We start from the raw sequence: 25113 nt of genomic DNA, 5'->3' as shown, positions 1-25113 counted from the left end.
TGATGCCAGCGGACAGCGCCCCCGTCCCCGTTGAGTCCGCGGGGGTTCCGTGCAGGGGCAGACCGTGACCGGACTGCCCGTCAGCTTCAGTGCCGGCGGGGGTAAATGGGCAATGGGCAGCGGCGGCCACGGTGTCCCCAACCACTCTGTGCCGGCTGCCCAAAGCCCATTTAACATAATGCAGGGAGATTATGCGAAATTCGCCGTGCCGCCCCGCTGTTCCGCCAACCGCCGAAGAGCGGCTCACATCGCATAATCTGCATTATGTCTTCGCCCCCACTTATCGGCCTCGCGGGGTGCACCGCACAAGGCTGGCGCCTTCTGCTGTCAGCTACTGAGCACCAGTCTTAAGCCGCGTGCCCCGTTCCGGCAAAAACAGCGTCTTCTTTAGCGGCCTTGAGTGGCTCAGGCAAAGACCCCTGTAGGCAGGTCGGCCTGCGGCCTCCGCTGGTTTACCTCCCCCGCCCCGACCCCGCTGCATTGTCTGCGCGCGGCTCGCAGTCGCTGCGCTCCTTGCTCCCCCAGGCTCCTGTGCCGCCCCGCACCCCGCAGAACGGCCGCCCGCCGCCCAAGCCAGTTGGGCGACGTTCGCCCGTTACCGTGAAAAATCGCACAAAATCAGGCTGTTCAGCCCATCACAGGGGAAAAAAGGGCGCTATACTGCACATCGGAGCAAGCGTAAAAACAGGCCAAAAGTGCACTTCGGCCTTTTAGGTTCGCGGGAATGGGCGGAACGGGTAAAAGGGGTTCTTTAACAAGCTGATAGTCAAGGAAAAAATCGCTTAAAACTGTATAACCGCACCGGAACCTGCCCTAAGACCCCATCGGGCTGATGGGCGGGTTTAACCCGTATTCGTATGTGCATAACCCATCGAAGTGGGTAGATCCGTATGGGCTGGCAGGCGGGGTAGGCAATAAAGGAGATGCTGGATTATCTAAAAATTCAGGAATCAAACCCAAAAAGGCACTTCCACATAAAGTTGTCAATGATCTGAGATCATTTAGGAGTAAAGATTATCATTTTGGCAACCAAACTTTTAAATTAGATAGAGCAGGAATGAAACATTTCCTTGAACGTCACCATCCTGAATACTGGGATGGTTCAATTAAAGCTAAGCAAAGTTTCTTCTCTCGTGATATGTCAATAAATGATATGTCTAATGCCATTGAAAGTGTAATGAAGCAAAACAGAGATACGATGGTAAGTAAAGGTACTATTGGTAAATATCAAATTACCGGTTCATATAATGGTCAAAATTATGTCGTTGGCTTTAATAAAGGAAGAATTGGTCAATTTTATCCGGGTAACTTATGATAAATGTAAACACGTATATTAAAATTAAAGAAGAATATATTGATTTCTTTCAATATGATGGAGATATTAAACGTATTGATTACATTGATGGCGCACTAGAGTTGACTATTAATGGTATCAACCTTATCGATAAATCAATGTATGACTATATAGATGATCTCTGGAGTTATCTTTCAGAAGGATTAGCGTTACTTTATGATAATAAAGAATTTAAATGTTATTTTCCTGACCAACCAATAGAGGTTAAGTTTATACCATCAAAAGGCAATAGAGTACTTGTTAGTGTCAATTGCCATTCAGAAGTGAAAACCTCTGTTGATAAAAATTATTTTTTAATTGCCATGCGTGATCATGCGAAAAAATTCTTTAAAAGATTAGAATATCTAAAGCCTAGCTCTATGGGGGAGTGCAAAGCAGCCATGAAATATTTAGAAGTAATTAAGTTATGATAATAAACATATTATTAATTAAATAAAAGCCAAAGCCGGAAATATCCCCGTGATCTTCCGGCTTTGTTCTTTTTAAGAGCTGCTCATTCCCTGCCCTTAGCGGCTTTTGTAGTCACCAATCAGTTCCCGCATTTTCAGCTTAATTTCGCTGATTTGCTCTCGCTGGCGCTGGTATTGCTGTTTGAGGCTGTTAGTCTCGTCACTGTCGGGGATCAGCACCAGACAGCCCTCCATAATCTTGACGGTGAGTGTGCCACCAATATCAAACCCCGCAGCCTTAAGCCACTGCCCCTTAAGATGGATTGCCGGCGGGGCACTGGCCTTGTCATTTTGCGGCACGTATCCCACGGTGTAATAACGCTCTGTTTTTGTGGCTTTATTTACTGCACGGTTTTGCTTAGAATGCGCCTTAGCCATCATTCAACTCCTAGATAGTTGGTTGTGGTGAGCGGCGTTGGTGTGTTGCTGCACATCAGCGCCGTGTTAAAAATGCTTTACCTTTTTTAGTTGCCCTTCTCCTGCTCAACCGGACGCATCGCAGACTCAACCCGATGCTTCATAATCACGGCATCAATCAGCTTAATCACGGTTTCCTGCTCTTCCGGCTGGCACTCCTCAAGTGCCTTAAATCGTTCGATTAACCGCGTATTACTCAGCGGTAATTGCTCGTCAGACGAGCCTAATAACAAATAATCAATCGAGGTGGTAAATAGCTCAGCCAGTTGGATTAATTTATCCGCGGGCGGAATGTGCATCCCGGACTCATATTTGTTGTACTGCGAAAGCTGCAAGCCAATCAGGCCAGCCACTTCCTTCTGGGTTCTTCGTTGTTGATTACGTAATACCTTGAGTCGTTTACCAAATGCCCGGCGCTGTTCTTCGGTCTGCATAATTTCATCTGTCATATCAGCCATAAAATGCTCCAGAGTATAAGGCGTATTCTTAAAACGACTTGCTTTACTATCGTGTTACGATTATATAATATATCGCATAGCGAAGCAAAATAAATCTTGACAGGTTTTTAAAGGAATACCGATATGGCTCGCATTCCCGACGCAGAATTACAGCACCTGAAAACCGCCGTGCCCTTAGTTGCCATCATCGAGCAGCAGGGGCGGCAACTTTTTAAACGCGGCAAAGACATGACCGTGCTGTGCCCGTTCCATGAGGAGAAAACGCCTTCGATGGTCATCACGCCAGCGAAAAATCTCTACCACTGTTTTGGCTGTGATGCGGGCGGGTCGGTGCTGGACTGGGTCATGCACACCGAGGGTCTGAGCCTGCGCCATGCCGTGGAGCGCCTGCGTGCCGTGCTGGGGCACAATCCGGCGGTTGAGCCACTGGTGCAGCCGGAAGAGCTGACCAGTGATGCCATCGGGCAACAGGTGTTGCTGTCACGGGTGGTTGCGTTTTATCACCATACACTTTTGAATGCCCCGGAAGCACAGGCCTATCTGGCGAAGCGGCGGCTCAACCATCCTGAATTAGTCGCGCAGTTTAAGCTGGGCTTTGCCAACCGCACGCTGGGCTACCGTCTGCCACCGAAAAAAGTCAAAGCCGGCGAGGAGATCCGCCGCCGCCTGATAGCGGCCGGGGTGTTGCGGGAGAACGGGCGTGAGCATCTGCGTGGCTCGCTGGTTATCCCTGTTATCAGCGCTGAGGGGCAAGTTCACGAACTGTACGGACGCAAAATCGGCGAGCGGCGGCGCGGTGATACGGTCTCGCATCTTTACCTGCCGGGCGCGCACCGCGGGGTCTGGAATGCGCAGGCACTGGGGGCTGCAAAATCGCTGATCCTGTGCGAATCGCTGATTGATGCGCTGTCGTTCTGGGTGACGGGGCAGCGCAATGTGACAGCCGCTTACGGGGTGAACGGCGTCACCGCGGATCACTGGCAGGCGTTCGAACAGCATGGCATTAAGCAGGTGCTGATCGCCTTTGATAATGATACCGCCGGCAATGATGCCGCCGTCAAACTGGCGGCAGCACTGGTTGCCAAAGGCATCACGCCGCTGCGTATAGTGTTCCCGCCAGATCAGGATGCCAACGGGTATCTGTGTCAGATGGCCGAACCCGAATCGGCCTTTGCCCTGCTGATTGAGAGTGCTGTACCGATGCAGGAGGCAGCGGATATGGTCGCCCTTGAGCGCCAGACGCCTGAGCCGGACACCGCGCCTGAGCCCGCTTCCCCTTTAGCCGCTGGACCCGTACCCCGCGTGACGCCGAATGTCGTCTGTGAATCCGGTGAGCATGGCGAGCGGCTTATCTCGATCGGCACACTGCAATGGTGCTTACGGGGCATGGGCGCAGTCAAAGCCGGCGCTGCCACGATGAAACTCAATGCGCAGGTGTTGGACACACAAAGCGGCGTCCTGTTCGCCGACGGGGTTGACCTGATGAGTGCCCGCAGCCGGAACAGCTATGCCAGACTGGCCGCCACCGAACTGGGGCTGGGAGAGGCTGAGTTGCGGCGTTCGCTGGGGCAGGTGTTACTGGCCGTCGAACAGGGGCAACAGCAACCCACCTCAGGCACCGAACCCCGCGTACCGGCGATGGGGATCGCTGAACGGGAAGCGGCACTGGCGTTACTGCAAGATCCCTACCTGACGGCACGTATTACCGCTGACTTAGCCGCCTGTGGCGTGGTTGGTGAATCCACCAATCTGCTTGCGGGCTATCTGGCAGCAGTGAGCCGAAAGTTACCCAAACCGTTAGCGGTACTTATCCAGAGCAGCAGCGCCGCCGGCAAATCCTCGCTGATGGAGGCGGTACTGAACCTGATCCCGGAGGAAGAGCGCATCCAGTACAGCGCTATGACCGGGCAAAGCCTGTTCTATCTCGGTGAAACTAATCTCCAGCACAAGATATTAGCTATCGCCGAAGAAGAAGGGGTACGGCAGGCCGCCTATGCGCTGAAGCTGTTGCAAAGTGATGGCGAACTGACGATGGCGAGCACGGGCAAGGATGAGGCAACCGGCAACCTCGTCACTAAAAGCTATACCGTGAAAGGCCCGGTGATGCTGATGCTCACCACGACCGCCATTGATGTGGATGAAGAGCTGCTCAACCGTTGTCTGGTGCTGACGGTCAACGAATCCCGCGAACAGACCGAAGCTATCCATGCGGTGCAGCGCCAGAAGCAGACGCTCGAAGGCTTGCTGGCCGGGAACGAGCGGGACTATCTGATGCAACTTCACCAGAACGCCCAGCGGCTGCTTAAGCCGTTGAATGTGGTCAATCCGTATGCGTCACAACTGACGTTCCTGTCAGACAAAACCCGTACCCGCCGTGACCATATGAAATACCTGACCCTCATTCAGAGCATAGCGTTGCTGCACCAGTACCAGCGGGACATCAAAACGGCAGAGCATCGCGGCAAGACACTGGAATACATCGAAGTGAGCAAAGACGATATCCGGCTCGCCAATCAGTTGGCGCATGAAATCTTAGGCCGGACACTGGACGAAATGCCGCCGCAGACGCGCAAGCTGTTATTGCTGATACAGGGCTGGGTAAAAGAAAGCGGCCAGCCCCGCCACGAAATGCGGTTTACCCGCAAACAGTTGAGGGATGCGGTGCAGTGGGGTGATACCCAGCTTAAGGTGCATCTCTCACGACTGGTCGAAATGGAATACCTGCTGTTGCACCGTCGTGGCCTGACGTTCATCTATGAACTGCTGTTCGACGGGGCAGACAGCGATACCGCCCACCTGAGTGGCCTTATTGTTCCCTGAGCGAGCAGTATAACGTTATCCGGTCGGGGTTAAAGCCCAGTTGGTCGCCTGTCAGTCGGCTTGTTGTCGGCAGGTAGTCGGGATGGTTAAATCCCGGCAAAGGCAGATACAGCAAGGCTTCCCCTCAAAGTGGTCGGCATCAGCCAAAAAACACTGTTCCGCCCGTACAGCTCTCTTCGCTACCCATACAACAAAAAAGAAGGAGAATCCGCATGACAAGCCCACCTAATCCCCTGCACGCCACCTTACGCCAGCAACTGGACGCGTACCTCGATACGCTGGCCGCACAGGGAAAAAGCCCGCGCACACGGGAAAGCTACCGGGAACGGCTGTTACCGTTCGTGGACTGGTGCGAACAGCGCACCGTGCAGTATCCGGCACAGGTGACGCTGGTATTGCTGGAAAGCTGGCAGCGCTATCTGCGGGCTTACCGCAAGGCCGATGGCCAGCCTTACAGCCATAACGGCCAGCGTGAACGGTTAATCGCCCTGCGCTTGTGGTTCCGCTGGCTACTGCAACGGCATCACATCCTCTACAACCCGGCCGAACAGGTGGTGTTGCCGAAAGAAGAGAAACGGCTGCCTGCCCAGATACTGAGTGAACGGGAAACCGCACAGGTGCTGGACAGCCTTGACGACCAGAGCGTGCTGGGGCTGCGCAATCGGGTGATGCTGGAAGTGCTGTGGAGCAGCGGCCTCCGGCGCATGGAGCTGCGCCAGCTCCGGCGGGGTGATATCGACTTCGAACGCGGGGCGGTTGTGGTTAATCAGGGCAAAGGCCATAAAGACCGGGTGGTGCCTATCGGCGAGCGGGCACTGGGCTGGCTGACACGCTATCTGGTGCAGGTTCGGCCACAGTTGGCAGACAGCCATGACAGCGGTTACCTGTTTATCTCGCAAAAAGGCAGGCCGCTCAGTCCGGGACACCTGACGCACATCGCCGCAAAGGCCATCCGTCATCAGGCTCGACTGGACAAACCGGGCGCCTGCCACCTGTTCCGGCATTCAATGGCGACGCAGATGCTGGACAACGGTGCCGATATCCGCCATATCCAGGCGATGCTGGGACATGAGAAGCTCAACACCACCCAGGTCTATACGCGGGTTGCCATCAAACAGCTCAAACAGGTGCACAGCCAGACCCATCCGGCCGAGCGGGCAGATAATCAGCCGCCAAACGCTGACACCGAACCCCCGAAGAGCCGCCCATGCCCTGAATCCGCGGAAAGTAGCGTGCCAGACAGCCACCCTGATGCCAGCGGACAGCGCCCCCGTCCCCGTTGAGTCCGCGGGGTTCCGTGCAGGGGCAGACCGTGACCGGACTGCCCGTCAGCTTCAGTGCCGGCGGGGGTAAATGGGCAATGGGCAGCGGCGGCCACGGTGTCCCCAACCACTCTGTGCCGGCTGCCCAAAGCCCATTTAACATAATGCAGGGAGATTATGCGAAATTCGCCGTGCCGCCCCGCTGTTCCGCCAACCGCCGAAGAGCGGCTCACATCGCATAATCTGCATTATGTCTTCGCCCCCACTTATCGGCCTCGCGGGGTGCACCGCACAAGGCTGGCGCCTTCTGCTGTCAGCTACTGAGCACCAGTCTTAAGCCGCGTGCCCCGTTCCGGCAAAAACAGCGTCTTCTTTAGCGGCCTTGAGTGGCTCAGGCAAAGACCCCTGTAGGCAGGTCGGCCTGCGGCCTCCGCTGGTTTACCTCCCCCGCCCCGACCCCGCTGCATTGTCTGCGCGCGGCTCGCAGTCGCTGCGCTCCTTGCTCGTTGCCGTGCTCGCCATCTCCGCCCCGTGCAGCCCCCTGAGGGGGCTTCCCTTGAGTAAAGTGCCCTCAGCAAAACCGAGCACAATCTTCGGCTTCCGTGCCTGGGAGCGTCGCAGGGCGCCGCTTGCGGGTTCTGTGCCACCCGCCCCCGCAGAACGGCCGCCCGCCGCCCAAGCAAGTTGGGCGACGTTCGCCCGTTGCCGTGAAAAATCGCACAAAATCAGGCTGTTCAGCCCATCACAGGGGAAAAAAGGGCGCTATACTGCACATCGGAGCAAGCGTAAAAACAGGGCAAAAGTGCACTTCGGCCTTTTAGGTTCGCGGGAATGGGCGGAACGGGTAAAAGGGGTTCTTTAACAAGGTGATAAATAAGGAAAAAATCGCTTAAAACTGTATAACCGCACCGGAACCTGCCCTAAGACCCGATTGGGCTGCTGGGCGGATTTAATCCGTATTCTTACGTCCATAATCCCACCAAATGGGTTGATCCGTTCGGGTTAGCGAGTTGTCCTGTCGATATATTAAAGAATGCCAGAAAAAATAATCATGCCATTTCAGCAGAACAAAGGCAGCAAATAATAGATTCAATAGAGAATCCTAAGCTGCAAAAAATGTTTGAAGAACTATATCGGCCAGGTGCAAATATTCCTGATGGAGGTACAGCAGCTTCTATTCTGCATACAAAGAATACTGGACAATTAGTCGGCGGTTCAGACCATGTAAATAAAGGTAAGGATTATTTAACAGCATTGAAAAATTTATCTAGTGGTAATGGAAGGTATAAAAATGAGGCTCTAAGCCCATCGGATAGAAGCTTAGCAAGCTACATGATAAATGATTTAAGGAACGCATTGGGGCATTTATGACGAATGATGAATTAATTGATAAACTAAACAATTTTTTTCCTGTGTTTCGAGAAATACATGGCGAGCATGATGGTATCTATCTAATATTTGGAGGTTTTGGTACGTTTTTTGCTGATCTGATAAATCTATATGGCTCTGGTAAAGTAGAGGAGAAAAGCTATTTTTCTCAAAACATCGCATCTATTTACAAAGATGAAGATATATTAATAAAAGAAATAAAGAACATATTTAGTTTTGTCGATGACTTATTTCTTTATCAAGGTGATGACGTAAAAGACATATTAAATACGTGTATCTTTGAAGCAATAATGGGAAGTGATTATAGTTACAATTTGGCTAGAAAATATCTTAGCAAAGAAACTTATAATCACTATTTGGAAATAACTAAAAGAGTTATTTAGTTCAAAGCCGGAAAGATCTCCATGATCTTCCGGCCTTATCTCTTTTTTAGAGCGGCTCACTCCCTGCCCTTAGCGGCTTGTGTAGTCGCCAAGCAGTTCCCGCATCTTGAGCTTAATCTCACTGAGCTGGTCTTGCTGGCGCTGGTACTGTTGCTTAATCGTGCGGGTCTCATCGCTGTCAGGGATTAACACCAGACAGCCATCCAGTATTTTGACGGTGAGTGTGCCACCAATATCAAATCCCGCAGCCTTAAGCCATCTTCCCGTTAAATTTATCGCGGGTCTGGGGTTCGGCCTGCCGTTTTGCGGCACGTATCCCACGGTGTAATAACGTTCTGTTTTTGTCGCTTTATTTACTGCACGGTTTTGCCTAGAATGCGCCTTAGCCATCATTCAACTCCTCTTTAGTTGCTTGTGGTGAGCAGGGTTTAAAGGTGCCAGCCTTTAAACCCTGCGTTATTTATCAGTCTGTTACTCTCGCCTGTGCTATCAGAGCACTTAACATCTCTGATATCATCTTCTGCTTTGTCTTAGGTAAATTATCAATCTCTTCAATCTGCTGCTGCCACTTAGGTGCTGGGCCTCGTTTACGGTTGCTTTTTTCCGATTCCTCACCAAACAAATTTTCCAATGAAACTGAAAATATTCCTGCCACAATAGGTAGTGAAGATACCTTTATCCTTCGTCGACCTGCTTCCCATGCCTGCACCGTCTGTTGTGAAACGTTGAGCTTCTGTGCCAGTTCAGCCTGAGTTATTCCACGCTCTTTACGTAGCAGGGTGATCCGTTCGCCTAATGCAATGAAAAAATCGCGCTCTTCGTTACTGATAGCCATAGCTGTTACCGTTTTTGAATGTAATAAGACAGCCATAACTTACCTCATGTTTTACTACTATATGTTGTATATACTACAATATGTGGTATATTGGTGTCGAGTTATTTTTATCCAAACCCTATTGACACGTTTTTGAAGGATTATCGTATGGCTCGCATCCCGGAAGCAGAATTACAGCACCTGAAAGCCGCTGTCTCTTTAGTTGCCATCATTGAGCAACAAGGCCGGCAGTTGTTTAAGCGCGGCAAAGACATGACCGTGCTGTGCCCGTTCCATGAGGAGAAAACGCCTTCGATGGTCATTACCCCGGCGAAAAATCTCTACCACTGTTTTGGCTGTGATGCGGGCGGGTCGGTGCTGGACTGGGTCATGCAAACCGAGGGCCTGAGCCTGCGCCATGCCGTGGAGCGCCTGCGTGCCGTGCTGGGGCACAATCCGGCGGTCGAGCCGCTGGTGCAGCCGGAAGAGCTGACCAGTGATGCCATCGGGCAACAGGTGTTGCTGTCACGGGTGGTTGCGTTTTATCACCATACACTTTTGAATGCGCCGGAAGCACAGGCCTATCTGGCGAAGCGGCGGCTCAATCATCCTGAATTAGTCGCGCAGTTTAAGCTGGGCTTTGCCAACCGCACGCTGGGCTACCGTCTGCCACCGAAAAAAGTCAAAGCCGGCGAGGAGATCCGCCGCCGCCTGATAGCGGCCGGGGTGTTGCGGGAGAACGGGCGTGAGCATCTGCGTGGCTCGCTGGTTATCCCTGTTATCAGCGCTGAGGGGCAGGTTCACGAACTGTACGGACGCAAAATCGGCGAGCGGCGGCGCGGTGATACGGTCTCGCATCTTTACCTGCCGGGCGCGCACCGCGGGGTCTGGAATGCGCAGGCACTGGGGGCTGCAAAATCGCTGATCCTGTGCGAATCGCTGATTGATGCGCTGTCGTTCTGGGTGACGGGGCAGCGCAATGTGACAGCCGCTTACGGGGTGAACGGCGTCACCGCGGATCACTGGCAGGCGTTCGAACAGCACGGCATTAAGCAGGTGCTGATCGCCTTTGATAATGATACCGCCGGCAATGATGCCGCCGTCAAACTGGCGGCAGCACTGGTTGCCAAAGGCATCACGCCGCTGCGTATAGTGTTCCCGCCAGATCAGGATGCCAACGGGTATCTGTGTCAGATGGCCGAACCCGAATCGGCCTTTGCCCTGCTGATTGAGAGTGCTGTACCGATGCAGGAGGCAGCGGATATGGTCGCCCTTGAGCGCCAGACGCCTGAGCCGGACACCGCGCCAGAGCCCGCTTCCCCTTTAGCCGCTGGACCCGTACCCCGCGTGACGCCGAATGTCGTCTGTGAATCCGGTGAGCATGGCGAACTGCTTATCTCGATCGGCACATTGCAATGGTGCTTACGGGGCATGGGCGCAGTCAAAGCCGGCGCTGCCACGATGAAACTCAATGCGCAGGTGCTGGACACACAAAGCGGCGTCCTGTTCGCCGACGGGGTTGACCTGATGAGTGCCCGCAGCCGGAACAGCTATGCCAGACTGGCCGCCACCGAACTGGGGCTGGGAGAGGCTGAGTTGCGGCGTTCGCTGGGGCAGGTGTTACTGGCCGTCGAACAGGGGCAACAGCACCCCACCTCAGGCACCGAACCCCGCGTACCGGCGATGGGGATCGCTGAACGGGAAGCGGCACTGGCGTTACTGCAAGATCCCTACCTGACGGCACGTATTACCGCTGACTTAGCCGCCTGTGGCGTGGTTGGTGAATCCACCAATCTGCTTGCGGGCTATCTGGCAGCAGTGAGCCGAAAGTTACCCAAACCGTTAGCGGTACTTATCCAGAGCAGCAGCGCCGCCGGAAAATCCTCGCTGATGGAGGCGGTACTGAACCTGATCCCGGAGGAAGAGCGCATCCAGTACAGCGCTATGACCGGGCAAAGCCTGTTCTATCTCGGTGAAACTAATCTCCAGCACAAGATATTAGCTATCGCCGAAGAAGAAGGGGTACGGCAGGCCGCCTATGCGCTGAAGCTGTTGCAAAGTGATGGCGAACTGACGATGGCGAGCACGGGCAAGGATGAGGCAACCGGCAACCTCGTCACTAAAAGCTATACCGTGAAAGGCCCGGTGATGCTGATGCTCACCACGACCGCCATTGATGTGGATGAAGAATTACTGAACCGTTGTCTGGTGCTGACGGTCAATGAATCCCGCGAACAAACGGAAGCCATCCATGCGTTGCAGCGCCAGAAGCAGACGCTCGAAGGCTTGCTGGCCGGGAACGAGCGGGACTCTCTGATGCAGCTTCACCAGAACGCCCAGCGGCTGCTTAAGCCGTTGAATGTGGTCAATCCGTATGCGTCGCAACTGACGTTCCTGTCAGACAAAACCCGCACGCGGCGAGACCATATGAAATACCTGACCCTCATTCAGAGCATAGCGTTGTTGCACCAGTACCAGCGGGACATCAAAACGGCAGAGCATCGCGGCAAGCGGCTTGAATATATCGAAGTGAGCAAAGACGATATCCGGCTCGCCAATCAGTTGGCGCATGAAATCTTAGGCCGGACACTGGACGAAATGCCGCCGCAGACGCGCAAGCTGTTATTGCTGATACAGGGCTGGGTAAAAGAAAGCGGCCAGCCCCGCCACGAAATGCGGTTTACCCGCAAACAGTTGAGGGATGCGGTGCAGTGGGGTGATACCCAGCTTAAGGTGCATCTCTCACGACTGGTCGAAATGGAATACCTGCTGTTGCACCGTCGTGGCCTGACGTTCATCTATGAACTGCTGTTCGACGGGGCAGACAGCGATACCGCCCACCTGAGTGGCCTTATTGTTCCCTGAGCGGGCAGTATAACGTTATCCGGTCGGGGTTAAAGCCCAGTTGGTCGCCTGTCAGTCGGCTTGTTGTCGGCAGGTAGTCGGGATGGTTAAATCCCGGCAAAGGCAGATACAGCAAGGCTTCCCCTCAAAGTGGTCGGCATCAGCCAAAAAACACTGTTCCGCCCGTACAGCTCTCTTCGCTACCCATACAACAAAAAAGAAGGAGAATCCGCATGACAAGCCCACCTAATCCCCTGCACGCCACCTTACGCCAGCAACTGGACGCGTACCTCGATACACAGGCTGCACAGGGAAAAAGCCCGCGCACGCGGGAAAGCTACCGGGAACGGCTGTTACCGTTCGTCGACTGGTGCGAGCAGCGCACCGTGCAGTATCCGGCACAGGTGACGCTGGTATTGCTGGAAAGCTGGCAGCGCTATCTGCGGGCTTACCGCAAGGCCGATGGCCAGCCTTACAGCCATAACGGCCAGCGTGAACGTCTGGGCACACTGCGGTTGTGGTTCCGCTGGTTACTGCAACGCCATCACATCCTCTACAACCCGGCCGAGCAGATGGTGTTGCCAAAAGAAGAGAAACGGTTGCCCGCCCAGATACTGAGTGAACGGGAAACCACTCAGGTGCTGGATAGCCTTGATGATCAGAGTGTGTTGGGACTGCGCAACCGGGTGATGCTGGAAATCCTCTGGAGCAGTGGCCTCCGGCGTATGGAGCTGCGCCAGCTCCGGCAGGGAGATATCGATGTCGAACGCGGGGCCGTGGTGGTCAATCAGGGCAAAGGCCATAAAGACCGGGTGGTGCCTATCGGCGAGCGGGCACTGGGCTGGCTGACACGCTATCTGGTGCAGGTCCGGCCACAGTTGGCAGACAGCCATGACAGCGGTTACCTGTTTATCTCGCAAAAGGGCAAGCCGCTCAGTCTGGGGCACCTGACCCAAATCGCGGGCAAGGCCATCCGCCATCAGGCGCAGCTAGACAAGCCGGGTGCCTGTCACCTGTTCCGGCATTCAATGGCGACGCAGATGCTGGACAATGGCGCGGATATCCGCCATATCCAGGCGATGCTGGGGCATGAGAAACTCAACACTACTCAGGTGTATACGCGGGTCGCCATCAAACAGCTCAAGCAGGTGCACAGCCAGACCCATCCGGCCGAGCGTGCCCCCCAAACCCAACCGGACGCAGACAACCATACCGAACCGCCAGAGAGCAGCTCAGGCGGTGCCCGCGGAGAACCTGGCACAGACCCGAAACCCCAGCGTACCGGACAGCCCGATAATCCCCGTTGAGTCCGCGGGGTTCCGTGCAGGGGCAGACCGTGACCGGCCTGCCCGTCAGCTTCAGTACCGGCGGGGGTAAATGGGCAATGGGCAGCGGCGGCCACGGTGTCCCCAACCACTCTGTGCCGGCTGCCCAAAGCCCATTTAACATAATGCAGGGAGATTGTGCGAAATTCGCCGTGCGGCCCTGCCGTCGCGCCCAGCCCCGAAGAGCGGCTCACATCGCACAATCTGCATTATGTCTGGCGCCCCCGCTATCAGCATCGCGGGGTGCACCGCACAAGGCTGACGCCTTCTGCTGTCAGCGACTGAGCACCTGCCTGGCAAACTCAGCGCCAATCTTAAGCAGCGTGCCCCGTTCCGGTAAAAACAGTTTCTTCTTTAGCGGCCTTGCCCCCGTCCGGCAACCCCCCTGAAAGCAGGTCGGCCTGCGGCCTCCGCGGTTTTACCTCCCCCGCCCCGACCCTGCTGCATTGTCTGCGCGCGGCTCGCAGGCCTGCGGTTTGGCTTTGACGTGATGACAGGAATGTGCACAGGGGAATAAGTGCTCTTTTTTTCAACGTAAGCATACGGGTATAACTGACTACCCCCGGGAATTCCTTGTGCAGATAAAGGGATAAAGGGTGACATGCTCAAGATAAAAGCCTTTAAAATTCCGGTAATGGCTCATATGAAATAAAATGAGGATCGTCATGACCTCGCTGAGAGAAAGGGAAGAGGAGCGCTTACGTTGACGTCATCCATTCTCGATAAGTTGTTGATGCCAGAGAGGGATAAATTTTTGGCAGAAGTCATCGACACAGCAATAAAGTTCTTCTAAGTTACCTTTACCGTGCTGTGGATTCAGACGGCGATGCGTCAGCATGGACAACCCGACGTGGTGACGATGGATAAAAGTGGCGCCAATAAAGCCGCAGTGGACGAGTAAAATCAGGGAAAACCTAAGGATAACGACATCATTATCCGGCAAAACAAATACCTTAATAATCTGATTGAACAGGATCACCGCAACATCAAACGGCGAACACGTCCTATGCTGGGGTTCAAAAACTTCAGACGGACCCAGACCGTGTTGGCAGGGATTGAATTGGTCTGTATGTTGCGCAAAGGACAATACCGACAAAAAGAAGGGTGTCCGATTTCACCCGCGGCATTTTCCTATCAATTAGCTGAGTAAAAATCAATCACCTCATCTTCAATCGTACTTTCTTTGTTAATGCGACAGAACCAGATAGTCTTTATATAGTCACTCAATCAGGATGAAGTGACTAAATCTGATGTTTGTTTAGGAAGTGTTGATGTTTTGTGAGGGATTATTAGACAGCATGATGATTTGGTATAATTACTTTCGCCAAAAAACAACCAGACCTCACCATCATGCCACGAACTATGTTAACAGATCCCCAATGGAATAAGCGATCTGCGTTAATGCAACATGCGGGTTGGATTTATCACAAACCTGAACACCGTTTGACCTTTGAAGGCATTCTTTACCGAATGAGAACGAGCGTTCCCTGGCGCGATTTACCGCCAGAATTCGGCAAAGGGAATAGCATCTTTCAACGTTTCAATGCTTGGTCAAAGAAAGGGGTTTTACAGCTCATTTTCAAGTGGTTATCTGTGTTTGCTGATAGGGAATGATTTATTGATGGCAGTATTGTTCGAGCGCATCAGCACAGTGCCGGAGCGGCTTCAGATGATGATGAGGCTATTGGCAAAAGTTGTGGTGGACGTTCAACCAAAATCCATTTGGCCGTCGATAGTTACGGCTTACCTGTTCATTTTGAATTGTCCAGGGGACAAGTGCATGACATTGTTCATGCTAAAAGTTTAGTCGAACAATCGCCCCCTTCGGACTTTGTGATAGCTGACAAAGGGTACGACAGTCAGGTTTTCAGAAATCATATTGAACAACAAGGAACAACGCCGATTATTCCCTACCGAAAAAATAGCCGAAAATCGGATAAACAGATTGATAAATGTTTATATCGTTATCGTCATTTGGTGAAGAATGCGTTCGCCAGAGTTAAACATTTTCGTGCAATAGCAACAAGATACGATAAGCTTAAACGGAATTACGCCAGTATGTTGGCTCTGGTGTTTATCATTGTCTGGTTGCCCATGTGGGCTGATGAATTATGACCTTAAAACATCAACAGCCCCTAAATGCGACACCAAACCCCAGCTATACAAGCAAGGGGTTTTTCTAAAAACACTGTATTTAATCTTGTATGCTTCAGATATTACCTTAGATAATTTTTATTGAACAATTAGGAGAGTGAAAATGCCTTTTAATCAAGGGTTTGTGCTATAAATCTGAATAAATGTTAATGTTATCTAGTGGTTACTTATGCATACTTATGTCGAAAATAAGCTGAAAGAAGCACTGGAACACTACTATTTTTTCTGCTGAATAAGCTTCCCCTATGTGGATATCGACTTAGTGTGGTTGTGTAATATTTTGCATGGCGTTCAAGGTATGATGTGAAGCTGTCCTGATAGAAATGTCTTGACTTCCTTTGCGGCGTTATAGGTTGGGTATATCGCTTCTCGCTCACCTTGAACGACAAACTCATCTATGGTGTGAGGTCTGACTTTGTACTTAATCCTGCTAAGCTCAACTAATGTAAATGGCCCATTTTCCATTCCAGTGTATTTTATCCTGGCGCCATCTAACCCATAAATGATGTCATCAAGAGCAACTTTTTCCCTAAAAGGTTCCTATAATATAAAAATAATCAGAAATTATTAAATTTAAATCACTAGACCTACTGAAGGGAGAAATATCACATTAACTCAGCATAAAACACCAACATAATTAAAATTTAATCATAAAAAACAACATAATGATATAAGGATAAAAAAATGCCATTCAATGCACCGTTTAGGCAAAAAATTCATCCCAATGATCTTATTTATGGACTAAAGGATCAAAGAATAAACTACACTAAAGAATTTCCTGAATTTAAACTCCTTGAACTAGAAATGAGTAAGTACAGAGTACGACCTCGAATAATAGATGAATATGTGATTCCCGTAGATGCTGAGATGAGGAGTGACGGTCAGGAACGAAAAAACAGAATGACCTTAGGGAGAAAACAGCGTTTCCAAAGTAACTTTATGTCATATCTTAGTCAGCATCCTAAATATTACACTACCCAAAAATCCTTGGCAGACATAAAAAAAGAAGAAGAAAGGGAAAAAACAAATGTTGACATAATGTCACAATTTGGTAGGAAATGCAAGGGAGGATTATCTTGGATAACCAGAAACGATGACGAAATGACCAAAGATATGCATGTACATTTTATTCTTGATAAGATAGACATGGAATATATAGTGCAAAAAAAAGAATATCCTGGTTCTCGGGGCTCGTCAGATATAACTGCGCGTGAGTTAAGATGGATTTATAGAAATAGACATTTTTTTCGGGTTCAACAAAAAATACAATTTTGGTTGAACGGTAAACCTACTACTCCACCTTGGGAGAGTAAGGAAGGCGAGGCATTATGGAATCAATACATACCCCAAAATGAGCCATTTTGATGGTCAGTCTCCCCCAAATAGGCTTAACCATTATATGGGAGTATGGCATTCCTATACATGACTACCAACGCTAGCTGTTTATTGAGAAATTATAGTTCCCCTCTATACTGCCATGAAATACACAGAATGAGGTTATTTTATGGCAGATACTCTCGCTTCGGTTCTGTCGCATTAACAAAGAAAGTACGAGTGAAGATGAGATGATTGATTGTTCGCCGGGTGCTCCTGTTCAATCAGATTATTAAGGTATTTGTTTTGCCGGATAATGATGTCGCTATCCTTAGGTTTTCCCTGATTTTACTCGTCCACTGTGGCTTTATTGGCGCCACTTTTATCCATCGTCACCACGTCGGGTTGTCCATGCTGACGCATCGCCTTTTTAAAGATTTCCCTTTGATTTTGATATAGGTTTCGTCCATTCGCCACCGACGCCCAACAGCAGGCTTGCTCCGCCGATAGCGTTTGACCCTCAACGGGATCAGACGATGAACCCAGCGGGAGAGCGTGGAATGATCGACGGTTATCCCCCGCTCAGCTAGCATTTCCTCCAGGTCACGCAGGCTCAGTGCATAGGCCAGATACCAGCGAACACACTGAGCGATGATATCAACAGGATAGTGCAGGCGTTTGAATGCTTTTCGGATAAGGGACATCGGTGAATCACTCAACAAAAAAACGGCATGATACCCGGACACTGCTTAATACGACAGAACCCATCTATCTCCATCCGATAGATACAAATCTAGTTTGGAATAATAATTCCATTTTTTATGTATGAAAACAGATCTATGTTTAGTCTATTTTTCTAAATTTCTTATATCTATCAGACATTAATGTTCCAATATGCACTATTGCCCCATTGCGGAAAAATATTCGTTTATCCATGTCGTCCATAATAGGTTCAGAACTCATTATATTTTTATTAAAAGATTTGTTCATTTTATCAATTAAATTTTTTTCTTTTTCTTTCCCATGAAAATACATTTTAGTGACGGTAGTGGGTTCATGGCTGGCTTTCAAGATCCTTTTTTTCTTTTTATTAGGATAATTAGGATGTTCTTCACTATCATTTTCTCTTTCTTCTTTGCGATCTTTTTTATATTTCTCATAATTAAAAGGCCTAGAAGCAATATTTGTTATAAAAGCCTCAACGATAACATACTCATTATAATAAGAGGAATATTTCAATTTTCGAGAAAATTCAGCCGCAAAAGATTTTTCGATTTCACCGTATTCAAATCCCGCTGACTGGCAAAAAAACAAACGAATAACCCGATATTTTTTTAAGAAAGTCCCAAAAAATAACGTCAAAATACGTACTAATCTTTCTGGTTCTATATGAGAATATTCCTTTTTGTTGTCAGCAAAAAATTTGTCACCACCAAAAAGCGATGCTAGGAATCCATCATCATTTCCATGCCCCGATATAGTCAGACGTAAATAATGGGGGTATTCAGGCATTTTATCTTCATAAACGTGAAACCCCTCTGGGAAGAACTTAAGAAATTTCAACATAATAAAAACCCTATATCAGTAATTAACATTAAATAGATAATTATCATCTATATGAACTTATATAATAACAATCGGTAATTTTGATTATCATCGTAACTATTTTAGCCATATAAAAAAAAATAAAGTAAATATTTGTTCAATAACTCAAGTTTTGTTTCCTGTACTTTATGGGGTTTATGCTGAAATTTTGGTTCTGTCGTATTAAGCAGTGTCCGGGTATCATGCCGTTTTTTTGTTGAGTGATTCACCGATGTCCCTTATCCGAAAAGCATTCAAACGCCTGCACTATCCTGTTGATATCATCGCTCAGTGTGTTCGCTGGTATCTGGCCTATGCACTGAGCCTGCGTGACCTGGAGGAAATGCTAGCTGAGCGGGGGATAACCGTCGATCATTCCACGCTCTCCCGCTGGGTTCATCGTCTGATCCCGTTGAGGGTCAAACGCTATCGGCGGAGCAAGCCTGCTGTTGGGCGTCGGTGGCGAATGGACGAAACCTATATCAAAATCAAAGGGAAATCTTTAAAAAGGCGATGCGTCAGCATGGACAACCCGACGTGGTGACGATGGATAAAAGTGGCGCCAATAAAGCCACAGTGGACGAGTAAAATCAGGGAAAACCTAAGGATAGCGACATCATTATCCGGCAAAACAAATACCTTAATAATCTGATTGAACAGGAGCACCCGGCGAACAATCAATCACCTCATCTTCACTCGTACTTTCTTTGTTAATGCGACAGAACCGTATTCAAAGCTTTATATCACAAAGCAGGTTTTTCTGACACCAGTACTGTTGCCAGACACTTATAAACGAAAAAACCCAGACAACGATGGCTGGGTCTTTAAAATAGTTTCTTTAGCTTATTATTTACAAAACGCTTTTCGCCAGCTGAACAATATCAATCAGCGGTTGTGGCCAAATACCAAGGATCAACACCAGTAACGCACTGAGCAACACCACAATCCCGCCAGAGGTAAACGCCCAATTGCTTGGTGTATCACGATTCAGTGCTTTCGGTGCCGGCAGGTATAAGCTCACCATCACTCGTAGATAATAGTAAAGACCAATGGCACTACCCACGACAACTGCACCAGTCAGCCACCATAATCTTGCTTCAACACCTGTCGCGATAACATAGAATTTGCCAATGAAGCCAAATGTTAATGGTATTCCCGCCAATGACAACATCATAATAGTCATAACCGCTGACAGAATTGGTTTATGCCAGAACAAGCCACGATATGAGAACAGTGAATCCGCATCTGGCCCTCTGTACGGGCTAGACATCAAACTGACCACGCCAAATGCCCCGATGCTGGCAAGCAAATAACCGACCAGATAAATACCTGCCGTCTCTTCTGCCAAAGTATGATCTTTGATAGCCACCAATACCACCAGCAAATATCCCAAATGAGCAATGGATGAGTAACCCAGTAGTCGTTTGATATTGCTTTGTGTCAATGCCAACAAGTTACCAAATAGAATAGAGGCAATGGCAATCACAGTTAGCAGAATACGCAAGGTTGTGCTTTCAGCCACTGGCGCTTCAATGAATAAGCGCATGATCACCGCAAAGATCGCAACCTTACTTGCCGTTGCCAGAAAAGTTGATACCGGTGCTGGTGCGCCTTGATAAACATCCGGTGTCCACAGTTGGAAAGGCACGAGGGAAAGTTTAAAGCCCAGCCCTACGATCATCATCCCCAAACCAGCCAGCACTAACGGTTCATGCAGTTTGCTATCGCTCAAACTCTTGCCGAGTGATGCGAAAGACAAATCACCGGATTCTGCATACAGCAGTGCAATACCGAACAGCAAGAATGAAGACGCAGCCGCAGACAGCAACATATATTTGATGCCCGCTTCCAACGAACGTTTCTGACGATATGCATAACCCACTAAACCAAATAGCGGCAGGGTGATCAATTCAATTCCGATAAACAGTGATGCCATGTGGTTGGCAGAAGAGAGCAGAATTCCCCCAACCGCCGCAATCATCACCAACAGATAAAATTCTTCTTTATTATCGGGATAATTTTCCAACCATGAGTAGGCAAATGTCGTTGTTGCAAGGCTCGCAATCAGCACAAGGCCAGTATAGAACATTGCAAAACGATCTACATGAATCAATGGCGTGACATCCATTGGCTCCTGCTGTCCCACAAAATAGAGAGAGAACAGAGCCAGGTTTAGGCCAATCACCGTCAAGGTGACATTGGTGAAATGATCGCGTCGCCACGCAATGGACAGCATCACAACCACCACCGTCAATCCGACGATCAATAGCGGCAACAGTGCGATCAATTGTTCAGAAGTTATTGTCATGGCGAATTACGGCCTTGTAGTTAAAAGTGAAGCTGAATACCAATTCTGGATGTTACTCATTGCTGCGGCTGAGGTATCAAGAATTGGCTGCGGGTACACACCCAAAATCACCAATAAGACGACCAACAACAGCAAAATGGAAATTTCACGCACATCCATTCTCTGTAAGGGCTTATCCGTTTTTGGCGTACCGTAATGCGCTTTCTGCATCAAGTACAGTGCATAAACAGAGGCAAAAACCAAACCGAACACGGATACCGTAGTAACCAAGGTAAATTTACTGAAGCTGCCAAACAGGATCATAAATTCCCCAACAAAGTTACCGGTTCCTGGCATACCCAATGTTGCTACCGCAAAAAACAGGGATATCGCAGGCAAGAGTTGAATTCTTCCCCATAATCCACCCATTTGGCGCATGTCTCGGGTATGCAGGCGTTCATAGAGCTGACCACACAAAATAAACAAACCCGCTGCTGACAGGCCATGTGCAATCATCTGGATCACCGCTCCCTGATAAGCTAATTGGCTACCTGTGTAAATGGCGATAAGTACAAAGCCCATGTGGGAAACACTGGTATAGGCAATCAAACGCTTGATATCAGTCTGGCTGAATGCCATCCACGCACCGTAGAAAATACCAATGACGCCCAGCCACATCGCAATCGGAGCAAATTCCGCAGAGGCTTGTGGGAACAGGGGCAAACTGAAACGTAACAAACCATACGCCGCTGTTTTCAGCAAAATCCCCGCAAGGTCAACTGAACCTGCTGTTGGTGCCTGACTATGAGCATCTGGTAGCCAGCCGTGTAAAGGAACAACCGGCATCTTCACTGCGAATGCAATGAAGAAACCCAGCATTAGCAAATATTGAACGGTGTATGACATCGGCGTGTGCAACAGTTTTTCATAGTTGAATGTCCATTCGCCGGTTGCATCATGGTGAATGAAAGCCAATGCCAGAATCGAAATCAGCATCACCAAACCACTGGCCTGGGTATAGATGAAGAATTTCGTTGCCGCAGTAATACGAGTTTTACCTTCCGAGCCTCTGTGTCCCCATAGTGCAATCAGGAAGTACATCGGTACCAACATCACTTCCCAGAAGAAGAAGAACAAGAACAGGTCAATGGCAAGGAAGACCCCCATCACACCGCCCAATATCCACAACAGATTCAGGTGGAAGAAACCCTGGTATGGCTGGTTTTCATTCCACGAACAGAGGATTGCCATCAAACCCAGTAATGCAGTCAGCACCACCATTAGCAAGGACAAACCATCCAGTGCCAAATGAATGCTAATGCCAAAACGTGGGATCCACTGAAGCAAAAACTCGGATTGCCACTGTGGTATGCCCTGTGGGTTGGTGAGTGTATAACCTCCCTGTAACCACAGGTACAGGGAGAGTAACAGCGTCAGTCCCATCGCCAGAAGCGCTATCCAACGCGGCATACGGGTGCCGAAGCGCTCTGCCTGCCAACACAGCAGGCCTCCGATGAAGGGCAGAAGAATTAGCCAAGGTAGTAGCATGGCGCAATATGTCCCTTAATTAAACCAAAAGCAGCAGAGCTAAAACCAGCACTGCACCCAACCCCATAGAGGTAGCGTACCAACGGACTTGTCCGTTCTCACTCCAACGAAGCCCTTTATTGCCCCAACGTGACAATATAGCTGGAATGTTCATCAGTGAGTTCAAAGGATCACTCTGCAACAAACGAGTGATATTTTTGAATGGTTTCACAAATACCCAGTCATACAGTGCGTCAAATCCCCAGGCATGGAACCACCATGTGGAGAAGAAGCGACCTAATGCACTGTTCGCCGTAGCATTAACCACACTACGTTTGCCCAGATACAACGCAGCTGCCAGCAAGATACCGACAACAGCAATCACACCAGAAACGATTTCTAATGTCATTTTGCCATCATGCCCCACCACACTGTTTCCTGATAGAACGCTATCGGGTAAGACTCCCGCCAGCGGTGGCACAATCAGCGCGCCAACAAAAGTGGACAGCACCAGCAACACGGACAATGGCAAGGTATGGGTAATACCCTTGACTGGATGAGCATGGGTATTTTCTTCACCGTGGAACACGATAAAGATCATGCGGAAGGTATACAGTGATGTCATCAATGCTCCAATCAGCCCTGCCAGCATCAGGTTCATATGACCATTTGCCAATGCGCCCCACAGGATTTCATCTTTACTGTAGAAACCTGCTGTCAACAATGGCAGTGCTGACAACGCAGACCCACCCACCAGGAAGCAGAGATAAACAAATGGGATACGCTTGCTTAGGCCACCCATTTTGAAGATGTTTTGCTCATGATGGCAGGCCAGAATCACCGAACCAGAAGCCAGGAACAGTAACGCTTTAAAGAATGCATGGGTCATGAGATGAAAGATCGCGGCATCCCACGCCTGTACGCCCAATGCCAGAAACATGTAGCCAATCTGGCTCATGGTGGAGTAAGCCAGCACTCGCTTGATATCTGTCTGTACCAGTGCTGCGAAACCTGCCAACAGCAAGGTGATCGCACCAATAATACCGACCAAATGCAAAATATCAGGCGCCATCAAGAACAAAGCATGACTGCGGGCAATTAGATAAACCCCAGCGGTAACCATCGTAGCGGCGTGGATCAGAGCAGAAACCGGTGTTGGGCCGGCCATCGCATCCGCCAGCCATGTTTGCAATGGTAATTGAGCTGATTTACCTACAGCGCCCCCCAGAATCATCAAGGTTGCCCAATTGATCGCGCTAGAACCTGCTTCAATATGTTGTGGCGCCAATACCGCTAATTCGCGGAAACTCAATGTACCAAGCTGGTCGTAAAGGATAAACATGCCAATGGCAAGGAATACATCACCAACTCGAGTCACAATGAAGGCTTTCATTGCCGCCGCGCCATTGGCAGGGGTTTTGTAGTAGAAACCGATCAACAGGTAACTACACAGGCCTACACCTTCCCAACCGAGGTACATCAGCAGGATGTTATCTGCCAGCACCAATACCACCATACTGGCGATAAATAGGTTGGTATAGGCGAAAAAGCGGGAGTATCCCTCTTCACCACGCATATACCAAGAAGCATAGATGTGGATCAGAAAACCAACGCCGGTCACAACACTAAGCATCGTCAGCGACAGACCATCCAGTACCAGATTAATGGGGATGCTGAAATTATCTACCGCCATCCAGTTCCACAATGTTTGACTGTAAACCAGCCCCCCTGCTCCATCCTGAGTAAGAAAATCAATCGCAGCCCAGAATGTGACCAAAGCTGCCAACCCAACAGAACCAATCCCAATAGTGGCTGACAAATTTTCAGACCAGCGGCCACGGGAAAATGCCAATAGCAAAAATCCCAGCAGTGGCAACAGAATTGTTAAATAGAGTAAGTTCATCCGCGCATCTCACTGACTGTATCAATATTCAGGTTTTGGCGACGACGGTGCAACTGTAATAACAGTGCCAAACCGATGCTCGCCTCGGCTGCTGCCAGAGTAATGGCCAGAATGTACATCACCTGACCATCAGGCTGGAGCCAATAGCTGCCAGCAACGACAAACGCCAGCGCTGAAGCATTGATCATGATTTCCAACCCGATCAGCATAAATAATAGATTGCGGCGGATAATCAGGCAGGTGAAGCCCAATGTAAACAGAATAGCCGCCAGAATGAGGCCATGGTGTAACGCTATCATTATTGTTGATCCTCCGCACGATTGCTGATCACTTCCCCTTGTCGGTTTTCACGGCCGATGTGGTAAGCCACTACCAATCCTGCCAACAGCAGCAAAGATGCCAGTTCAACAGCTAATACATAAGGCCCAAACAGGCTAATGCCCACTTCTTTGGCACTGACCACTTCACCACTGATTTCAGCGGATGACAGAGTACTGATGGCATAAACCAACACAATCAACAGGACGATAGACAAGATTGACGGGCCAATCCAAACTCGGGGCTGTAACCATAGCCGCTCCTGCTCGATAACTGATTTTCCCAGATTCAGCATCATCACGACGAAGACGAACAACACCATAATTGCGCCCGCGTAAACGATGATCTCCAAAGCACCAGCAAAATAGGCACCCATTGAAAAAAACACAACGGACAGTGCCAACAAGGAAATAATCAGATACAACAGTGCATGCACTGGGTTCGTATGGGTTATTACCCTGAGTGTTGCGAGAATAGCAACCAGCCCTGCGACATAAAATGTAAATTCCAT

Annotated in this window: 23 protein-coding genes and 6 pseudogenes; 17 read left to right on the top strand and 12 right to left on the bottom strand. The window is 49.8% G+C overall.

Features of this window, described 5'->3' with window-relative positions:
- Positions 1–64 precede the first annotated feature (64 nt).
- The 4 genes and pseudogenes from BDE27_RS19545 to BDE27_RS17580 all read left to right on the top strand — a co-directional run bounded on the left by BDE27_RS19545 (position 65) and on the right by BDE27_RS17580 (position 1764).
- Complete coding sequence (locus BDE27_RS19545) at positions 65–256, top strand: hypothetical protein (protein WP_167450626.1); 192 nt, start codon at positions 65–67, stop codon at positions 254–256.
- Positions 257–817: 561 nt separating this feature from the next.
- Positions 818–904, top strand: a pseudogene (locus tag BDE27_RS20630) (RHS repeat-associated core domain-containing protein); the annotation flags it as partial.
- Between the two features lie 153 nt (positions 905–1057).
- Positions 1058–1315, top strand: coding sequence for an EndoU domain-containing protein (locus BDE27_RS20580; RefSeq protein WP_420882910.1), 258 nt, complete (start codon positions 1058–1060; stop codon positions 1313–1315).
- Complete coding sequence (locus BDE27_RS17580) at positions 1312–1764, top strand: hypothetical protein (RefSeq protein ID WP_099134112.1); 453 nt, start codon at positions 1312–1314, stop codon at positions 1762–1764. The genes BDE27_RS20580 and BDE27_RS17580 overlap by 4 nt, the downstream gene beginning before the upstream one ends.
- Before the next feature lie 96 nt (positions 1765–1860).
- Here BDE27_RS17580 and BDE27_RS17575 read toward each other — a convergent pair whose 3' ends face one another.
- Together BDE27_RS17575 and BDE27_RS17570 are read right to left on the bottom strand one after the other, a co-directional pair.
- The gene (locus BDE27_RS17575; RefSeq protein WP_099134113.1) at positions 1861–2181 is read right to left on the bottom strand and encodes a SymE family type I addiction module toxin; all 321 of its coding nucleotides are present in this window, start codon (positions 2179–2181) and stop codon (positions 1861–1863) included.
- A gap of 86 nt (positions 2182–2267) precedes the next feature.
- A complete protein-coding gene (locus BDE27_RS17570) occupies positions 2268–2678 on the bottom strand; it encodes a helix-turn-helix domain-containing protein (RefSeq protein WP_099134114.1) in 411 nt (136 codons plus the stop codon).
- A gap of 123 nt (positions 2679–2801) precedes the next feature.
- Here BDE27_RS17570 and BDE27_RS17565 point away from each other — a divergent pair, with 123 nt between their 5' ends.
- From BDE27_RS17565 to BDE27_RS17550, 6 genes are all read left to right on the top strand, one after another.
- Positions 2802–5498 carry a CHC2 zinc finger domain-containing protein gene (locus BDE27_RS17565; protein ID WP_120211389.1) on the top strand — a complete coding sequence of 899 codons (2697 nt, stop codon included), beginning with the start codon at positions 2802–2804 and terminating at the stop codon, positions 5496–5498.
- A gap of 212 nt (positions 5499–5710) precedes the next feature.
- Positions 5711–6781 carry a site-specific tyrosine recombinase XerC gene (gene xerC / locus BDE27_RS17560; RefSeq protein ID WP_120211388.1) on the top strand — a complete coding sequence of 357 codons (1071 nt, stop codon included), beginning with the start codon at positions 5711–5713 and terminating at the stop codon, positions 6779–6781.
- A gap of 29 nt (positions 6782–6810) precedes the next feature.
- Entirely contained in the window at positions 6811–7002 is a 192-nt protein-coding gene (locus BDE27_RS19540; protein WP_167450626.1) for a hypothetical protein, read from the top strand.
- A 314-nt stretch (positions 7003–7316) separates the two neighbouring features.
- Positions 7317–7622: a hypothetical protein gene (locus tag BDE27_RS19535; RefSeq protein WP_208638612.1), complete on the top strand. Its 306-nt coding sequence runs from the start codon at positions 7317–7319 to the stop codon at positions 7620–7622.
- Positions 7623–7876: 254 nt separating this feature from the next.
- Entirely contained in the window at positions 7877–8131 is a 255-nt protein-coding gene (locus tag BDE27_RS17555) for a type IV secretion protein Rhs (RefSeq protein ID WP_099134107.1), read from the top strand.
- Positions 8128–8532 carry a DUF7674 family protein gene (locus BDE27_RS17550; RefSeq protein WP_074024866.1) on the top strand — a complete coding sequence of 135 codons (405 nt, stop codon included), beginning with the start codon at positions 8128–8130 and terminating at the stop codon, positions 8530–8532. The genes BDE27_RS17555 and BDE27_RS17550 overlap by 4 nt, the downstream gene beginning before the upstream one ends.
- A gap of 69 nt (positions 8533–8601) precedes the next feature.
- Here BDE27_RS17550 and BDE27_RS17545 read toward each other — a convergent pair whose 3' ends face one another.
- Entirely contained in the window at positions 8602–8922 is a 321-nt protein-coding gene (locus tag BDE27_RS17545) for a SymE family type I addiction module toxin (protein WP_099134108.1), read from the bottom strand.
- Positions 8923–8995: 73 nt separating this feature from the next.
- A complete protein-coding gene (locus tag BDE27_RS17540) occupies positions 8996–9403 on the bottom strand; it encodes a helix-turn-helix domain-containing protein (protein WP_099134109.1) in 408 nt (135 codons plus the stop codon).
- Positions 9404–9514: 111 nt separating this feature from the next.
- Here BDE27_RS17540 and BDE27_RS17535 point away from each other — a divergent pair, with 111 nt between their 5' ends.
- From BDE27_RS17535 to BDE27_RS19665, 3 genes are all read left to right on the top strand, one after another.
- A complete protein-coding gene (locus BDE27_RS17535) occupies positions 9515–12211 on the top strand; it encodes a CHC2 zinc finger domain-containing protein (RefSeq protein ID WP_120211387.1) in 2697 nt (898 codons plus the stop codon).
- A gap of 212 nt (positions 12212–12423) precedes the next feature.
- A complete protein-coding gene (gene xerC / locus BDE27_RS17530) occupies positions 12424–13497 on the top strand; it encodes a site-specific tyrosine recombinase XerC (protein WP_120211386.1) in 1074 nt (357 codons plus the stop codon).
- A gap of 29 nt (positions 13498–13526) precedes the next feature.
- A complete protein-coding gene (locus BDE27_RS19665; RefSeq protein WP_208638608.1) occupies positions 13527–13904 on the top strand; it encodes a hypothetical protein in 378 nt (125 codons plus the stop codon).
- Positions 13905–13979: 75 nt separating this feature from the next.
- Here the strand turns inward: BDE27_RS19665 and BDE27_RS20575 are convergent.
- Positions 13980–14353 (bottom strand): annotated as a pseudogene (locus BDE27_RS20575) (hypothetical protein); the annotation flags it as partial.
- Between BDE27_RS20575 and BDE27_RS17515 the strand changes: the two are divergent.
- The 3 genes and pseudogenes from BDE27_RS17515 to BDE27_RS17505 all read left to right on the top strand — a co-directional run.
- Positions 14327–14665 (top strand): annotated as a pseudogene (locus BDE27_RS17515) (DDE-type integrase/transposase/recombinase); the annotation flags it as partial. The pseudogenes BDE27_RS20575 and BDE27_RS17515 sit on opposite strands and share 27 nt — an antisense overlap.
- 200 nt (positions 14666–14865) lie before the next feature.
- Positions 14866–15630: pseudogene (locus tag BDE27_RS17510) on the top strand (IS5 family transposase).
- A gap of 723 nt (positions 15631–16353) precedes the next feature.
- Positions 16354–17034 carry a hypothetical protein gene (locus BDE27_RS17505; RefSeq protein WP_099131982.1) on the top strand — a complete coding sequence of 227 codons (681 nt, stop codon included), beginning with the start codon at positions 16354–16356 and terminating at the stop codon, positions 17032–17034.
- Between the two features lie 219 nt (positions 17035–17253).
- On the opposite strand, the pseudogene BDE27_RS17500 reads toward BDE27_RS17505, so the two are convergent.
- Positions 17254–17687, bottom strand: a pseudogene (locus tag BDE27_RS17500) (IS6 family transposase); the annotation flags it as partial.
- Positions 17688–17826: 139 nt separating this feature from the next.
- Entirely contained in the window at positions 17827–18549 is a 723-nt protein-coding gene (locus tag BDE27_RS17495) for a hypothetical protein (protein ID WP_099131983.1), read from the bottom strand.
- Positions 18550–18799: 250 nt separating this feature from the next.
- On the opposite strand from BDE27_RS17495, the pseudogene BDE27_RS17490 reads away from it, so the two are divergent.
- Positions 18800–19233: pseudogene (locus tag BDE27_RS17490) on the top strand (IS6 family transposase); the annotation flags it as partial.
- 184 nt (positions 19234–19417) lie between these two features.
- On the opposite strand, the gene nuoN reads toward BDE27_RS17490, so the two are convergent.
- The 5 genes from nuoN to nuoJ are packed head-to-tail and all read right to left on the bottom strand — an operon-like array spanning position 19418 to position 25113.
- The gene (nuoN, locus tag BDE27_RS17485) at positions 19418–20875 is read right to left on the bottom strand and encodes an NADH-quinone oxidoreductase subunit NuoN (protein ID WP_099131984.1); all 1458 of its coding nucleotides are present in this window, start codon (positions 20873–20875) and stop codon (positions 19418–19420) included.
- A 6-nt stretch (positions 20876–20881) separates the two neighbouring features.
- Entirely contained in the window at positions 20882–22402 is a 1521-nt protein-coding gene (nuoM, locus tag BDE27_RS17480; protein WP_099131985.1) for an NADH-quinone oxidoreductase subunit M, read from the bottom strand.
- Between the two features lie 19 nt (positions 22403–22421).
- Positions 22422–24284, bottom strand: coding sequence for an NADH-quinone oxidoreductase subunit L (gene nuoL, locus BDE27_RS17475; protein WP_099131986.1), 1863 nt, complete (start codon positions 24282–24284; stop codon positions 22422–22424).
- Positions 24281–24583 carry an NADH-quinone oxidoreductase subunit NuoK gene (gene nuoK / locus BDE27_RS17470; protein WP_074018590.1) on the bottom strand — a complete coding sequence of 101 codons (303 nt, stop codon included), beginning with the start codon at positions 24581–24583 and terminating at the stop codon, positions 24281–24283. The genes nuoL and nuoK overlap by 4 nt, the downstream gene beginning before the upstream one ends.
- The gene (gene nuoJ / locus BDE27_RS17465) at positions 24583–25113 is read right to left on the bottom strand and encodes an NADH-quinone oxidoreductase subunit J (protein ID WP_099131987.1); all 531 of its coding nucleotides are present in this window, start codon (positions 25111–25113) and stop codon (positions 24583–24585) included. The genes nuoK and nuoJ overlap by 1 nt, the downstream gene beginning before the upstream one ends.

This window comes from Xenorhabdus ehlersii (assembly GCF_003610465.1).
Classification (GTDB): Bacteria; Pseudomonadota; Gammaproteobacteria; order Enterobacterales; family Enterobacteriaceae; genus Xenorhabdus; species Xenorhabdus ehlersii.
The sequence above is the reverse complement of the archived record's forward strand: the minus strand, read 5'-3'. Positions and strand labels throughout refer to the sequence as shown.